Origin of the sequence: Rhizobium sp. MHM7A (assembly GCF_005862215.1) — a bacterium.
GTDB lineage: Bacteria > Pseudomonadota > Alphaproteobacteria > Rhizobiales > Rhizobiaceae > Rhizobium > Rhizobium bangladeshense.
In genome coordinates this window covers 164,184-179,043 of the sequence record NZ_VCHT01000010.1, presented here as the reverse complement: position 1 = coordinate 179,043, position 14,860 = coordinate 164,184, and the positions used below count along the sequence as shown (strand labels likewise).

Below are 14,860 nucleotides of genomic sequence, written 5' to 3'. Positions count from 1 at the left end.
CGCTAACGCAACTTGCGCCCGCCTTCCGAAGTCAGACTCTTCTTCAGCGCATCCATGATGTTGATGACGTTGCCGGTCGATTTCACAGGCGCGGGTTTTTTGGCCGGCGGCGCCTTCTTCAGGCTCTTCTGTTTGCCGCGGATCATCGATTTCAGGCGCTTCTGGATCGGGTCCTGCACCATGGTCGGACTCCAATCCCTGGTCTCTTCCTTCACCAGCCGCTTCATCAGCGTCAGGAGCTTGCTGTCTATCTTTGCCTTGTCGTCGATTTCTGCCGAGGGTTCGCGCACCTCGTCGCCATAGCGCAGGGTCCAGAGCACGATTCCCTTGCCTAACGGCTCCAAGAGCACGGCACGCTCGCGGCGATAAAGTACAAGGCGGGCAATGCCGACGACGTCGTTAGCCTTCATCGCCTCGCGGATGACGCAGAAGGCTTCCACTCCGACCTTATCCTCCGGCGCCAGGAAATGCGGCTTGTCGTACCAGATCCAATCGATCGAGCCGCGCGGGACGAAACTGTCGATATCGATGGTGCGGGTGCTTTCGAGCCTGACCTCCTCGATCTCGTCGTCTTCGAGAATGACATAGTCGTCCTCGCCGCGCGGATAGCCCTTAACCTGGTCCCGGTCATCTACCGGTTTATGGGTAACGCTGTCGACATAGCGGCTTTCGACGCGGTTTTTCGTCTGGCGATTGAGGACGTGGAAACGCACCTTGTTGCTCTCGGTCGTCGCCGGCGTCAGCGAGACGGAGGCGGTGACGAGAGAGAGCTTGAGATAGCCTTTCCAGAATGTCTGGCGTGCCATGACTGTCCTTCCCCCGGACGCGGTGAGACATGGCAGTCAACGGTAAAACCGGCCTTCGGTTCCAGGCCGGGCATGACCGGCGGCACCCGACTCAAATCGACAGATACCGCTTCCGCCACGGCAGCTCCTTTTCGTCCCATGCCCGCGGCGTGAACTCGTCGTAGGCGGTTTCGGCGATCGCGAGCATCCAGTTGCGGCCCTTGCGGGCCAACAGCACGCAAGACAATTCCATGCCGGGCGCGACGGCAATGGATGGCCGGTTGGCGCCGGGAATATCCACTCCCTTGTCACGCCACTGGATGACGATCTCGTCGGGCTCGGATGTCCATTCCCCCGAAGCAACAGATGCCTTGCCGTCGGGATTGAAACGGAGCGGCGGCGCCACGACGTTCAAGAAGCTGCCGTCATTGCGATAATTGCCGGTGATCCGACCGGCGGTGGCTTTGCCCTTTCCCGACAGAACCATGTCCTGCCCGCATCGCATGAATATGTTGCGCCGGAAGCTCCCCGACCATTGGCGATTGGCGAAGAAGGCAATGTCGCATCCGCTGATGACGTTGTCGTGGATGTCGATATCCTTGCGAAAGGCGAGTTCCTGGTCGGAAAAGCCGCTCAGACTGATGCCCCGATTATTGTTCTCGATCCAATTGTCGTAGACATGATGGCCGGCATGGTCTGCCTTGTCGCCGATGCCGTAGCCGAAGGAATAGTCGTTCATCCTGCCGTCGCGCATGACGTTGCTGCGCACCACGGCATCGTCGCCGATCGATGAAAAAGAAAAGTTCTTGCCGCCGATGAAGTTGTATTCGACGAGATATTTCCGCGTTCTGTCGCAGACCAGCGCACCCTTGTTCGAGGCGCTCGTCGGCGACTGCAGGAACAGGTTGCCGCGGATCACCACGTCCGAGCTGATATTGTCGTCACTGTTCTGATAGGCGAACTGGCAGCAGTCCGCGCCTTCGCCCGGCGCCGCCCCCATGCGGTTATTTTCCAGAAGAACGTTTTTCGTCTTCGTCAGATAGATGCCGTCGCCCCTGACATTCTCCGTTTCGCAGCGCCTGACGACGAGGTTGCTGCCATTGTGAAACTTGAATCCGCGAGGCGAGTTCTTGACGATGACGTCTTCGACCACCGTATCGGAGAACACCTGATAGGCGACGCCGATATCCTCTGCGCCGTCGATAACCTCGCCCCGCGTGGACACGCCGTGAGCTTTTTTTCGCATAATTGCGGGCATCGGATCTCCATCGACGCGGTTGCTGCAGCGCCGGCGCATCTTACGAGACGCGCAAAGGCTGCGGCAATGCTTTGAGCTGCTGCATGTTTATCTAAATCGATTCCGATTTAAGAAATACGCAGTCGTCCAAATTAATGCAGGGCATGTGGCAGGAGTTTGACCGCCTGCCTTAACTTCGTACACCGCCACGAGACCTCCGATCGGTCAAACGCGCTTCCGGTCCGCATCACCATTCCGCTGACGCTGGCTGTTCCGAGTGGTTTCAACCCGCACACGATGTCGGCGACCGAACTCCCGTCCAGTCCGCGCGGCAGATGATTTCATTTGACGGATATCCTACAAGTGGATATGTCTCTTCCATCTTCTCTTTGCAGACGGAAATGAGAACGCATGTCGCTGAAATCCATGAAGCCCCTCGCCCGTGCGCCTCTCCTTCACGTGTCCGTGCAGGAAAGTCTGCGGGCCTACATCAGCGACAACGGATTGAAGCCGGGCACGTTGCTTCCGGCTGAATCCGAGCTGGCGAACCAGCTCGGCGTCAGCCGCAATTCCCTGCGTGAAGGCATCAAGGCGCTGGAATCGCTGGGCGTGTTGGAATCGCGCCGAGGCGTCGGCATCTTCGTAAAGGCATTCTCATTCGAGCCGCTGCTCGACAATCTCGCTTATGGGCTCGGCGGCGCGTTGCGCCAGATCGAAGAAGTGATCGAGATTCGCCGGACGCTCGAAGTCGGCCTGATCGGCAAGACGCTTGAAATGATCGGCGACGACGACATTGCAGAGCTACGCGCGACGGTCGACCGCATGCGGGTCCATGCCGAGCGGGGTCAATCCTTTGCCGACGAAGATCAGCTCTTTCATACCCTGCTCTTTCGCTGCCAGCACAACGAGACCCTTGCCCGGCTGATCGATGTGTTCTGGCTTGCCTTCTACAAGGCGTCGGATTTCGTCAACCTCGACAATGTCGACCCCGTCGCCACCTGGAGGGATCACGCGGCGATCGTCGATGCAATCGAGGCGAAGGACGTCGCGGAAGCGCAGAAGCGCCTGGATCGCCATTATGACGGCATTTCCCGGGTGATCGCAGCCAACAAGAAAAGTGCAAATGTGGGAGGAGCACAATGAAACGACTGCAGAGACTATCATCCGCCATCGCGCTCAGTGCGATGATGGCGACGACCGTCGTCCCGGCCTTTGCCGGCCCCGTTCAGGCAGCAACGCTGTCGGGCGGGTTCGACGTCGGGCCCGGCGGTTTCCAGGGCAATTTCAATCCGCTCGCCGCGACAAGCGGCTTCACATGGCTCAGCGTCTATTTCGAGCCGCTGCTGACCTATGACGAGAAGCTCGAGAAGGTCGTCGGCCAGCTCGCCTCGTCCTACCAGGTCAGTTCCGACCAATTGGCCTACACCTTCACGCTCGCCGATGCGAAGTGGCATGACGGCAAGCCCTTCACGGCGAAGGATGCCAAGTTCACCATTGAGCTGGCCAAGAACGCCAAGACCGGCTCCGTTCTGGCGGCACGACTGAATGCCGTTTCCTCGGTCGAGGCCAAGGACGACAAGACCCTTGTCATCAAACTCTCGGCCCCATCCGCAAGCCTGATGGACACGCTGACGAAGGTGATGATGCTGCCGGAGCACGCGCTTTCGCAGATCCCTGCCGATCAGCTTGCGAAGAACACATGGTGGTCCACCGCGCCGATCGGCACCGGGCCGTTCAAGTTCAGCAAATATGTGACCGATCAATATGTTGAACTTGTCGCCAACACCGACTACCGAGGCGGCAAGCCGGCGCTCGAGAAGATCATCAACCGCTATTTCGCCAATCCGGCTGCTGCGATTGCCGCGCTGCGCGCCGGCGAAATCCAGTTTACCTACGTCGATTCCAACGATCTGAAAGCCCTCAATGACAACAAGGATTTCCGCGTCATCGAAGGCAACTCTTTCGTCGTCAACTATCTCGGCTTCAACCACGACTCGCCGATCTGGAAGGATGTTCGGGTCCGTCAGGCGGTGATGTACGCAATCAATCGCGACGCGATCATCCAGAGCCTCTACGGCGGCGCTGCGAAACCTGCAAACTGCGCATATGTCGCCGATCAGGTGGTGCCGAAGGACATTGAGGCCTACGCCTATGATCCCGAAAAGGCCAAGCAACTGCTGAAGGAGGCCGGCTGGGACCAGATCAACGGTGACAAGCCGATAACCCTTCTGACCTATTACACGACGCCACTTGCCGCCAATGTCATGGCGGCGGTCCAGGCGATGCTCGCTCAGGTGGGCATCAACGTAACGCCGCGCGCCGTCGATACCCCGACCTATAACAGCATCGTGCTCAACCCGACGCCTGACGTCGCACAGTTTCAGATGGTCTATGCCGGCCTTCAGAACGGCCCGGATCCGGGCAGCATCAATGTCGGCCTCAACGAAAAGCAGATCCCGCCGGCCGGCCCGAACGTTGCGCGTGTGCGCATGCCGATGCTGACGGCCGCTCTCGACGCGGCGCTTGGCGAAACGGATGCCGCAAAGCGCGACGACCGCTATCAGGAGGTCTGCAAGGTGATGAACAAGGAACTGCCGTGGGGTCCGCTATGGGTGGCCAAACGCTATGGCGTCGCCTCCGCCAAGCTGAAGGACTTCATCTGGACGCCTGCCCCAGGGGGCGGCCCTTACCAAGCGCATCCTGAGAAATGGGCTATCGCCGAATAGGGCGAGGACATCCTGAGTAGCAAAGGGTGGCTAGGTTGGCGAACCTAGCCGCCCGCACAGGAACGGATTTTCCATGCTGAGATACAGTCTCCGGCGCCTGCTGATCGGAGTGGCCATGCTGCTTGCCTTGAGCGTGCTGATCTTCGCGATGCTGCGCCTCACACCCGGCGATCCGATCGACGCCTACATCGACCCCAATATTCCGATGTCATCGTCGGATCTTGCAGAGCTGCGCACCACGCTCGGGCTCGATCAGCCGCTGCCGATCCAGTATGTCGCCTGGCTGCGACAGGCGCTGACGGGTAATCTGGGCTATTCGATCAAGCGGCCGGACCAGCCCGTACTCGGCCTCGTGCTCTCGCGCGTCGGCCCGACAGTCCTGCTGATGGGATCGGCGATCGCGATCGCGATCGTTGCAGGCATCGCCACCGGCATCGTCGGTGCGGTCCGGCGCAATTCCATCGCCGATCTGTCATTATCGGTCTTCGCAGTCGCCGGTATTTCCAGCCCGCCGTTCCTCAGCGCTCTTGTCGGTCTCTACTTCTTTTCGGTGTATTTCAACTGGATGCCCTCCGGCGGCATGCTGACACCGGGCCAGGAATTTTCCGTCGCCGACCTTCTCCATCACCTCATTCTGCCCGCCACATTGCTGGCCGTTGCGCAAACGGCGCTGATCATGCGCTACATGCGCGCTTCCATGCTGGAGGTCCTGAACCAGGACTATGTGCGCACCGCGCGCGCCAAAGGCGTCTTCGAATTCTGGGTCATCACCAAGCACGCCCTGCGCAATGCGCTGCTTCCCGTCGTCACCCTGATCGGCTCGACCATCGGCCTTGCGATCGGTGGCGCGATCTTTATCGAAAGCGTGTTCAACTGGCCCGGCATGGGCCTGCTTATGGTCGATGCGGTGGAGGGCCGCGACTATCCTGTTATCATGGGCTCGACGCTCGTGATCGGCGCCTGCGTCATTCTCGTCAATCTTCTGACCGACCTTGCCTATGCGGTGGTCGATCCGCGGATCAAGGTGGGCTGAGCGATGCTGGCACGAAGCCCTGCCCGCAGCCCGGGCCCGATCATCCGCTCCCTGCATCGCTTCCTGCTCAACCGAACCGCCTTGTTCGGCCTGGGCATGATCGCGCTGATGATCATGGCGATCCTTTCCTATCCGCTGTGGTGGAGCTTCAAACCCAACGACATCGATCTGCTGGCAATGAATGCTGAGCCGGGGCCGGCACACTGGTTCGGCACCGATGGGGTCGGCCGCGACATTCTTGCCCGGGTCATGGACGGCGGCCGCATTTCGCTGCTTGTGGCCCTCACCTCGACCGTCATTTCCGCCATCATTGGCTTCCTGGTCGGCGCCGTCTCGGCGCTTGCAGGTCGCTTTGCCGATGCGGTGACGATGCGTTTGGTCGATCTTGTCATGACGCTGCCGCCGGTCATCTTCCTGCTGGTGCTCGCCTCAATCGCCGGCACTGGCATCTGGCCGACTGTCTTCGTCATCTCGCTCCTCTCCTGGCCTCTGCTGGCGCGCATGGTGCGCTCGCGGCTGCTCGAACTTCGCGAACGTGACTTCGTGATGGCGGCAAGAGGCATGGGGGCGGGTCTGCCGCACCTCCTCTTCCGTCATGGCCTGCCGAACTCGATCGACATCCTCGTCGTCTTCGCGACGCTGCAGATCGCCAACGCCATCCTGCTCGAGGCCGGCCTTTCCTTCCTCGGGCTTGGCATTGCGCCGCCGGCGGCAAGCTGGGGCAATATGCTGAATGCCGCCCGCTCCACCGCCGTGCTCGAACAATACCCCTGGCAGTGGCTTTTTCCCGGCGGGTTCCTGGTGCTTACCGTCCTTGCAATCAATTTCATTGGCGATGGTCTTCGCGATGCCTTCGACCCTCGCGCCGAATTAAACTGACGATCGAAAGAAGCGAAAATGAGCAAATTCAAGGGTGTCGTTCCTCCCGTCATAACCCCGCTGAACAAGGATTACACCGTCGACTACCCGTCCTACACGCGGGTGCTGGAAAACCTAATCGAGGCCGGATGCCACGGCCTCTTCGTACTCGGCTCGACCAGCGAGGTGATCTTCCACGACGAAAAAACCCGGCAGCAAATCATCGAGCATTCGGCCGAGGTCATCAACCGTCGCGTACCGCTGATCGTCGGCGTCATCGATCCCACCACCGACCGGGTCATCAATCATGCCAGAACAGCGAAATCGGCCGGCGCCGATGCAGTTGTCGTGACGGCGCCGTTCTACACGGTCACCAGCCAGGCCGAGATCATCGATCACTTCCGCTATGTCCGCGATGCCGTCGATGTGCCGCTGATCGCCTATGATATTCCCGTCTGCGTGCATGTGAAACTGCAGCGCCAGACCAGCGTGACGCTTGCGAAAGAGGGAACGATCGTCGGCATCAAGGATTCGAGCGGCGACGACGGCAATTTCCGATATGTGCTGCTCGATCTCGCCGACAACAAGGACGTCTTCCTGATGACCGGCTCCGAAATCGTCGTCGACACGGCGCTGCAGATGGGCGCCCATGGCGTCGTGCCCGGCATCGCGAACGTCGATCCGCACGGTTACGTCAGGCTGTGGAATGCCGCCCAACGCGGCGACTGGGCCGCGGCCCGAAAAGAACAGGAGCGGCTCTGCCGGCTCTTCGAGATCGTCTGGGTCGGTACAGGCCGTGTCAGCGGCGGCGCCGCCGGCATCGGAGCCTTCAAGGCGGCGATGAAGAGCCTCGGCATCATCGACACAGCGCTGATGCCGCGTCCGCGGGCAGCCCTCAACGAGGCTGAGACGGCAAGGATCGACGACATCCTCCGCGCGACCGGCCTGCTTTCCTGATGGATGCCATGCAACAGACCGCCGACACCATTCTCGACGTCAAGGGGCTGCGGACCGTCTTCCGTATCCGCTCGGGCGAGGTGACGGCGGTCAACGGCATCGATCTGAGGGTGGCTGCCGGCGAGACGCTTGCTCTCGTCGGCGAGTCCGGTTCTGGCAAATCGGTTACCAGCCTTTCGGTGATGCGGCTTCTGACCCGCAATATCGGTGCGATCGCCGCTGGCAGCATCCATTTGAAGCGCAAGAACGGCAAGGTCAGCAATCTTGTCTCGGTCGCCGAACCGGACATGCGCGCCGTCCGCGGCAATGATATCGGCATGGTCTTTCAGGAGCCGATGTCGAGCCTCAACCCCGTCTACACGATCGGCGACCAGATTTCGGAGCCGATCCGCATTCATCGCGGGGCCGACCGGAAGGCCGCGATGGCTGCGGCCGTCTCGCTGCTCGACAGCGTCGGCATTCCCGATGCCAGGCGCCGCGCCGGTCAATATCCGCACGAGCTCTCCGGCGGCATGCGCCAGCGCGCCACGATAGCCATGGCCCTTGCCTGCGACCCGACGCTGCTGATCGCCGACGAGCCGACGACGGCGCTCGACGTCACCATCCAGGCGCAGATCCTGGCTCTCCTGCAGAAGCTGCAGCGCGAACGCGGCATGGCCATGCTCTTCGTCACCCATAATCTCGGCGTCGTCGCCGAAATCGCGCATCGGGTGGCGGTGATGTATGCCGGCCGGATCGTCGAGACCGGGCCTGTGGCCGAGGTCTTCCGCAACCCGAGACATCCCTATACGATCGGCCTGCTGGCCTCGATGCCGAAGCTCGGAGATGCCAGCCGGATGAAGCAGGCGGGTGAGAGGCTCGCGGCCATTCCCGGCGTCGTGCCGAGCCTGTTGAACATGCCGGCAGGCTGCGCCTTCCAGCCGCGCTGCAAATTTGCCATCGACGCCTGCCGCGTGGCTGTGCCGCCGCTTGCCGAGGTCAATCCGCGCCACAAGAGCCGCTGCATTCGCTGGCAGGAGATCAGATGAGCGAACCCCTTCTCTCCGTCCGCGGCCTGGGGAAGAATTATAAGTCCCGCGGGACCAGGCTGACCATCCTGCAGGACATATCCTTCGATATCGGCAAGGGCGAGGTGGTCGGGCTGGTCGGCGAATCAGGCAGCGGCAAGACCACGATAGGCCGATCGGTCCTGCGCCTGGTCGAGCCCTCCGCCGGCAGCGTCCGCTTCGACGGCACCGAACTCACGACGTTGTCCTCATCGACAATGCGGCGCGTGCGGCCGCGGATGCAATATATTTTTCAAGATCCGTTCGCGAGCCTATCGCCGCGCATGACGGTCGGCGAAATCCTGACCGAGGGATTGAAGATCCAGGGCCTGGGTACGGCAAGAGAAAGATTGGATCGTGCCCGTGAGGCTCTCGAACAGGTCGATCTTCCGCCGGAAGCCGTCAACCGGTACGCGCATGAGTTCTCGGGCGGCCAGCGGCAGCGGATCGGCGTCGCCCGCGCGCTGACGCTCGCGCCGGAATTCATCGTCGCCGACGAGCCGGTCTCGGCGCTCGATGTCTCGATCCAAGCGCAGGTGATCAATCTTCTGCGCGACCTGCAGCAGCGTCTTGGCCTGACCATGCTGTTCATCAGTCACGACCTTGCCGTGGTCGAATATATATGCGACCGGGTGATCGTGCTCTATCTCGGCCGGATCATGGAAATCGCGCCAAGTGCCGCGCTTTATGCCAGGCCGCTGCATCCCTATACGCGGGCCCTTCTTTCTGCGATTCCCTCGCCCGATCCCGATGCGCCGCGCGACCGCCAGATCTTGAGGGGCGATATTCCCAGCCCCGCCAATCCGCCGAGCGGTTGCGTCTTCCGCACGCGCTGTCCGAATGCCCTGCCCGCCTGCGGCGAGACCGTACCGGAGCTGCGTGAAATGCAGCCCGGGCATTTCAAGGCCTGCATCCGGGATGACCTGAACTGAAGGACGTGCGATGACCACCACAACCCGGCGCCACCCGATCGCGGGCAACTGGGCAAGCCTGCTCCTACCGATCGCCGAAGACGACAGCATCGATTTCGTAAAGCTCGCCGAGGAAATCGACATACTGATCGCCGCCGGGGTCGACGGCATTTATTCAAACGGCACGGCCGGAGAATTCCACAATCAGAGCGAAGCTGAGTACGAGCGAATTCAGGACGTGCTGGCGTCGCGATGCCGCGCGGCCGAAATGCCGTTCGTCATCGGCGCCTGCCAGTCCGATCCGATCATCATGCTCGATCGGCTGCGCCGTGCAACGGTGCATAGGCCATTGGCGATTCAGGTGATCTTTCCCGACTGGTGGCCGCTCACCAATCTCGAAGCCATCGATTTTCTGAACCGCGCGTCGGAGACGGCCGAAGGGATCCCGCTTATCCTTTACAATCCGCCGCATGCGAAGCGTGTTTTGTCGCCAGCCGAGCTCAGTGACGTGTGCGGCCCCTGCCCGTCGGTGGTCGGGATGAAGATCGCCGATGGAGACGATGCCTGGTACGCGCAGGCGCGAGCGCATCTTGCCGAATTTTCGTTGTTCATTCCCGGCCACCATCTCGCAACCGGCATGAAGCAGGGCGTTGCTGCGGGGGCTTTTTCGAATGTTGCCTGTCTTAATCCGCGCGGCGCCCAGGCCTGGACAGAGCTGATTCACAGGGATCTCGACGCCGCGCTGGATATCGAAAGCCGCATCTGCGCCTTCATGGACGATCACATCGTCCCGTTTCGCCGTGACCGCGGCTATTCAAATGCCGCGCTCGACAAACTGCTCGCTGCGATCGGCAACTGGGGTCCGGTCAGCACCAGGCTGAGATGGCCTTATCGCTTTATCGACGAGCAAGAAGCGGCAAGTCTGCGCGATCGTGCGCGCACCATCATCCCGGAGCTCTTCGCTCAGTAAGTGACACGACGCAGACCGACTTGTGGAATCAGGCCTTAGAAGGGATCCGGGCGATGACCTTGATCTCGAAATCGAAGCCTGCCAGCCAGTTCACGCCGACCGCGGTCCAGTTCGGATAGGGCGGCTCGGAGAAAATCTCCTGCTTGACGGCCATGATCGTTTCGAATTGATTCTGGGGATCGGTATGGAACGTCGTCACATCCACTATGTCGTCAAAGGTGCAGCCTGCAGCATTGAGCGTTGCCTTGAGGTTTTCGAAGGCCAGCCGAACCTGGCGTTCGAAGTCCGGTTCAGGTGTTCCATCGGAACGGCTGCCGACCTGGCCGGAGACGAAGAGAAGGTCGCCGGTTCGGATTGCGGCTGAATAAGCATGGTCCTCGTAAAGGGCATGTCTGTTCGCCGGAAAGATTGCTTCGCGTCGGTTCATTGTCATCTCGCTTCCTATTGTTGATTGGATGAGCAGCAGGCGATGAAGGAGCTTCACAGGTCGCCATGCCATCTGATATACGGAGCGTATATGAAATACGCCGAATACGGATCGTATGTCAAGCTTCATATACGATTCGTATGTGAAATTGGAGGTTAGATGGCAAAAAAACGCAGCGAGACGATGGAGGAAAATCGTGTGAAGCTGATCGCGGCCGCCCGAAAGGCCTTTGCCGAGAAAGGGTACGCGGCCGCCTCGATGGACGAGTTGACCGCCGAGGCAGGCCTGACGCGGGGAGCGCTTTATCACAACTTCGGAGACAAGCGCGGGCTGCTTGCGGCGGTTGTCGAGCAGATCGACACGGAAATGGCGTCGCGCGCCCAGGCGATCGGCGCCCGCGCCGGAGACGATTGGCAGGGCCTGCTCGCCGAGGGCGCGGCTTATATCGAAATGGCGCTTGATCCGGAGGTCCAGCGCATCGTTTTGCTCGACGGGCCTGCCGTATTAGGTGATCCTTCACAATGGCCGAGCCAGAGCAGCTGCCTTCAGGCAACCAGGCAGACAATCGATCGCCTTATCGCGCAGGGCGCCCTCAAGCCGGTCGACGCGGAAGCAGCCGCCCGGCTGCTCAATGGTGCTGCGCTCAATGCCGCCCTCTGGATCGCTGCCAGTGACGAGCCGCAGCATGTGCTGCCGAAAGCTGTCGAGGCCTTCGGCGCTTTGGCTGCAGGCCTTCTCAAGGCGTCCGCCTAAGCTTGCGATATCTAGCGGCAAATGGGGAATCTTGATGGGAGAGATATGGCGCTGATTGGCCAACACTGTCTTCTGTCACCAGTAGCTGCCGAAAACCAGAAAAACCGCACCGACCGCGATGACAACCATCGCCGGCCAGTTCCGCGCCAAGCTGAGAAACCTCAGGCCTTGACGCCGCGGTTCGAGCGTGGCGCCGCCTTGCGGCATCAGGTGCGGATCACTCGGCTTTCGACGAAGCGTCGGCCGGAAGAGAAAAACAAGGCCACCAATTATGAGAGCGGCACCAATTAGAACTGCCCACATCGTCGCCTCCGCCGAGGACACGGATTAGGATTAAACAAGACCCGATCGGGATTGTTCCGTTGTGTGCGCGATATCTCTTAACATTAATTGATCCATCTTTACGTCGGCCCGTGTCTAAGTCGCATCCGCTCAACAGGATGCATGATGATGACGAGGAGATTGCCCCGCGATATTCCGCCCATGCGCCACAGGGTCAAGGTGCGCCAAACACCGGTAGTCCGGCCCTATTGGCTGATCGTTGCGACCGCGATTATCAATTTCGGCCTCTGCGCCCTTGCGCTGGTTCTCGTCGGCGGGACGCCGACGCAATACGTCATTCTTTCCGCACTCGCTGTTTCGGCGTGTGTTGCTGTCATGGCAGCGCGCCGGCGAAGAGCCCGCGAGAAGAGCCGCCCTGCCGCCGACTATCTGCTGTCTAGCACAGCTACAGCACTGACAATGCTGCAGTGGTGCTATACTGCCATCGTCACCCTCGGCAGCCTTTCCGGCTCACAGTCGATTATCCTGCGGAGCATCGATTAGGCGTAACGCCTGTTGCGAGCGCGAATGCTCAGCATCGCGAGGGTTTTAGCCCTGGCGCCACCATCATCGCTTCAGCACCCAAACCGTCCTGCCATTCTGCGAGGCCGCTATACCATCTTTCGTCCGGGCCAAATCCAGGCACCTCTCAGCATCGCCAGGCTTCGGCCTGACACAAATCCCACCCGGGACAGCCCTCCACGTCGGATGGATGCTCGCCAAGCCATCGCTGATCGTGCCGCCGCCATCTGGCCGGAATACGAGAATATTGGAAGCGCGCCGTTTCACGACGAACATTTCCCAGGGCTTGCCGTCAGCGATGACCTTGGCCAGCGGCTCGTCGGCTCCGGCGGGTTCGGCGGACAGAGCGGCCAGCATGGCGAACGGGATAAGCGGCGCTTGAATGAAACAAGTTCGTAGCAGGCGCGCGACGGACATGGAGATTTCCTTTCCCTTGATGGGTTTGTTCCAGGCATGCCGGATAGGTTGTTTTCGTGACGTCGTCCTGCTGACCATTCGCCGGAGGCGTTTACCAGCTTGGAAATCCGGCATATCAGCGAAGCCGCTATTCCAGGTGTCGAGCCTGACCATTTCCGGGATCGGCCGGGTAGGCCGCGTGGTGAACCTGCCCCAATACGAGCTTTACCGCATATTGAAGCTGTTCATCATCAGCGCGACCGGAAGGGACATAGATCGAGGAGGTGAAGGTCGCCTCCCCCTGCTCACCCGGCAAATGCCGCGCAAGTCCAGCTTCACCGGCAATGGTGTGGCTGCCGGCAAAGTCCTGGGGAACCGTCTGCATCACCTCGATATCGGGCGCGATTCCCAATGCCTGGATAGACCGGTTGGACGGCGTATAGACGCGTGCCGTGGTGATGCTTATTCCGGCATGCTGGCCGAGCGGGACGATCGTCTGAACGACGCCCTTGCCGAATGTCCGGGTGCCGACGAGAGTTGCCCGACGGTGATCCTGAAGGGCGCCTGCAACGATCTCTGCGGCAGAGGCCGTGCCGCCATTGACAAGGACGATCACAGGCACCGCGGCAATGAGCGCGTCGACCGCATCGGGACGTGCGGCATAGCGGCTGATCCGTCGATCTCGTCCGCGGGAATAGAAGATAGCTCCTCGGGCGAGAAATGCGTCGGCAACCAGCCGAGCCTGATCGAGGGGACCGCCGCCATTGTTGCGCAAGTCGAGGATGATGCCTGCAGGCGGCCGCCCGGTGGTCGAAACGGCCGCGCGGATCACTCGCTCCATACCGTCAGAGGTTCGTTCGGAAAAGGACGCCAGCCTGATGACAGCGACGGCCTGCTCGTAACTCAGGCGTGGCGTCCCCAAAGTTATGATCGCACGCGTGAGCGTCAATCTGATCGGGCTGGCGACGCCTTCGCGAAGGATCGCCAACTCGATGACGCTGCCCACCTCGCCGACAAACAACGCCGCCATCTGTTCCAGAGTCTTTCCTGATGTCGGCTGACCGTCAACCTCAACGATCCGGTCGTTCGCCCGGATCCCTGCTCGCTCGGCCGGGCTGTCTTCGATCAGCGCGGTCACCTTGACCACGCCGTCTTCTACCGCCGCTTCGATCCCCAGACCGCCAAAACTGCCATCATCCTGCCGACGCATCTCGTCGAAACGTTCCGGTGGGAGGTACGAGGAATGCGCGTCAAGCGCCGTGAACATGCCGTCAATGGCGTCGCGGATGAGTTTCGGATCCTTGGGTGCGTCGAGATGCCGGTTTCGCACCTGCTCGAGGACCTCTCCGAAGAGTGCGAGCTCGCGGTAGGCCGCCCCTCCTTCGGCCGATCCGGCGCGGGGGCGTTCGTCTGGCGCGCCGCTCTCGATGGGCAGGAACGCGAGAGCGGCGACTGCAGAGCTTGCGACAATGCTCATCGCAACGGCCAATCGCGCGACAGCACGGTTGTGCAGTGACGCAAAACCGCTCTCCCGTGACCGATTGTCCCGCGGCGGGGTCGGCGCCGGACGCTGGCCGGCAATGGGCTTGATTTTCATCGACGCGCTTCCCGAAAATGCGTTCGTCGAGCAAGCGAAATAACCATGTGTCTACCTGTGATCTTTACAGCCGGCGCACCGGCGGCTGATGTTGCATGCGGGCAGGCTTCGGCTTGCCGCAAAGCAACGGCACGCCTTTGCCCGCGAGCGGCAGCTCACGAGGTCCACATCAAAGGTGCATTTGATCGTCCTAATCGCCCGCTTTGTTACAAAGCCGGCTATGCTGACCGGCATGCGCGGAGTCGATGCCCGCTTTTAGGGTATTGCGCTGTGACTTCCATCTGACGTCGTTCACCTCGAAACTGAACCGGATCGCAAACC

The 14,860-nt window shown here is 60.9% G+C and carries 16 protein-coding genes; 10 read left to right on the top strand and 6 right to left on the bottom strand.

Annotated features, from left to right (window positions below; all coding sequences use genetic code 11):
* Positions 1-2 precede the first annotated feature (2 nt).
* On the bottom strand, positions 3-806 hold the full coding sequence (locus FFR93_RS27615) for a Ku protein (RefSeq protein ID WP_138395497.1): 804 nt from the start codon (positions 804-806) through the stop codon (positions 3-5).
* Positions 807-897: 91 nt separating this feature from the next.
* Complete coding sequence (locus tag FFR93_RS27610; RefSeq protein WP_138395496.1) at positions 898-2,043, bottom strand: right-handed parallel beta-helix repeat-containing protein; 1,146 nt, start codon at positions 2,041-2,043, stop codon at positions 898-900.
* Positions 2,044-2,433: 390 nt separating this feature from the next.
* Between FFR93_RS27610 and FFR93_RS27605 the strand changes: the two genes are divergently transcribed.
* From FFR93_RS27605 to FFR93_RS27570, 8 genes are all read left to right on the top strand, one after another.
* Complete coding sequence (locus FFR93_RS27605; protein ID WP_138395495.1) at positions 2,434-3,165, top strand: FadR/GntR family transcriptional regulator; 732 nt, start codon at positions 2,434-2,436, stop codon at positions 3,163-3,165.
* Positions 3,162-4,748, top strand: coding sequence for an ABC transporter substrate-binding protein (locus FFR93_RS27600; RefSeq protein ID WP_138395494.1), 1,587 nt, complete (start codon positions 3,162-3,164; stop codon positions 4,746-4,748). Before FFR93_RS27605 ends, FFR93_RS27600 begins: the two co-directional genes overlap by 4 nt.
* A gap of 73 nt (positions 4,749-4,821) precedes the next feature.
* On the top strand, positions 4,822-5,781 hold the full coding sequence (locus FFR93_RS27595) for an ABC transporter permease (RefSeq protein ID WP_138395493.1): 960 nt from the start codon (positions 4,822-4,824) through the stop codon (positions 5,779-5,781).
* A gap of 3 nt (positions 5,782-5,784) precedes the next feature.
* Positions 5,785-6,660 (top strand): ABC transporter permease, encoded by an 876-nt coding sequence (locus FFR93_RS27590; RefSeq protein WP_138395492.1) that lies wholly within the window; start codon positions 5,785-5,787, stop codon positions 6,658-6,660.
* An 18-nt stretch (positions 6,661-6,678) separates the two neighbouring features.
* Positions 6,679-7,596, top strand: coding sequence for a dihydrodipicolinate synthase family protein (locus FFR93_RS27585; RefSeq protein WP_138395491.1), 918 nt, complete (start codon positions 6,679-6,681; stop codon positions 7,594-7,596).
* Between the two features lie 8 nt (positions 7,597-7,604).
* A complete protein-coding gene (locus FFR93_RS27580; RefSeq protein ID WP_138395490.1) occupies positions 7,605-8,624 on the top strand; it encodes an ABC transporter ATP-binding protein in 1,020 nt (339 codons plus the stop codon).
* The gene (locus FFR93_RS27575; RefSeq protein ID WP_138395489.1) at positions 8,621-9,574 is read left to right on the top strand and encodes an oligopeptide/dipeptide ABC transporter ATP-binding protein; all 954 of its coding nucleotides are present in this window, start codon (positions 8,621-8,623) and stop codon (positions 9,572-9,574) included. The genes FFR93_RS27580 and FFR93_RS27575 overlap by 4 nt, the downstream gene beginning before the upstream one ends.
* Before the next feature lie 10 nt (positions 9,575-9,584).
* Positions 9,585-10,523 carry a dihydrodipicolinate synthase family protein gene (locus FFR93_RS27570; protein WP_138395488.1) on the top strand — a complete coding sequence of 313 codons (939 nt, stop codon included), beginning with the start codon at positions 9,585-9,587 and terminating at the stop codon, positions 10,521-10,523.
* Positions 10,524-10,551: 28 nt separating this feature from the next.
* Here FFR93_RS27570 and FFR93_RS27565 read toward each other — a convergent pair whose 3' ends face one another.
* Complete coding sequence (locus tag FFR93_RS27565) at positions 10,552-10,950, bottom strand: RidA family protein (protein ID WP_138395570.1); 399 nt, start codon at positions 10,948-10,950, stop codon at positions 10,552-10,554.
* Between the two features lie 159 nt (positions 10,951-11,109).
* Between FFR93_RS27565 and FFR93_RS27560 the strand changes: the two genes are divergently transcribed.
* Entirely contained in the window at positions 11,110-11,703 is a 594-nt protein-coding gene (locus FFR93_RS27560) for a TetR/AcrR family transcriptional regulator (protein ID WP_064709817.1), read from the top strand.
* Positions 11,704-11,778: 75 nt separating this feature from the next.
* Here FFR93_RS27560 and FFR93_RS27555 read toward each other — a convergent pair whose 3' ends face one another.
* Positions 11,779-12,006 carry a hypothetical protein gene (locus FFR93_RS27555; protein ID WP_138395487.1) on the bottom strand — a complete coding sequence of 76 codons (228 nt, stop codon included), beginning with the start codon at positions 12,004-12,006 and terminating at the stop codon, positions 11,779-11,781.
* Between the two features lie 147 nt (positions 12,007-12,153).
* On the opposite strand from FFR93_RS27555, the gene FFR93_RS27550 reads away from it, so the two are divergent.
* Positions 12,154-12,528: a hypothetical protein gene (locus FFR93_RS27550; RefSeq protein ID WP_138395486.1), complete on the top strand. Its 375-nt coding sequence runs from the start codon at positions 12,154-12,156 to the stop codon at positions 12,526-12,528.
* 63 nt (positions 12,529-12,591) lie between these two features.
* Here the strand turns inward: FFR93_RS27550 and FFR93_RS27545 are convergent, their stop codons facing one another.
* Both FFR93_RS27545 and FFR93_RS27540 read right to left on the bottom strand, forming a co-directional pair.
* The gene (locus tag FFR93_RS27545; RefSeq protein ID WP_138395485.1) at positions 12,592-12,963 is read right to left on the bottom strand and encodes a hypothetical protein; all 372 of its coding nucleotides are present in this window, start codon (positions 12,961-12,963) and stop codon (positions 12,592-12,594) included.
* Between the two features lie 127 nt (positions 12,964-13,090).
* A complete protein-coding gene (locus tag FFR93_RS27540) occupies positions 13,091-14,539 on the bottom strand; it encodes a S41 family peptidase (protein ID WP_138395484.1) in 1,449 nt (482 codons plus the stop codon).
* Between the last annotated feature and the right edge of the window lie 321 nt (positions 14,540-14,860).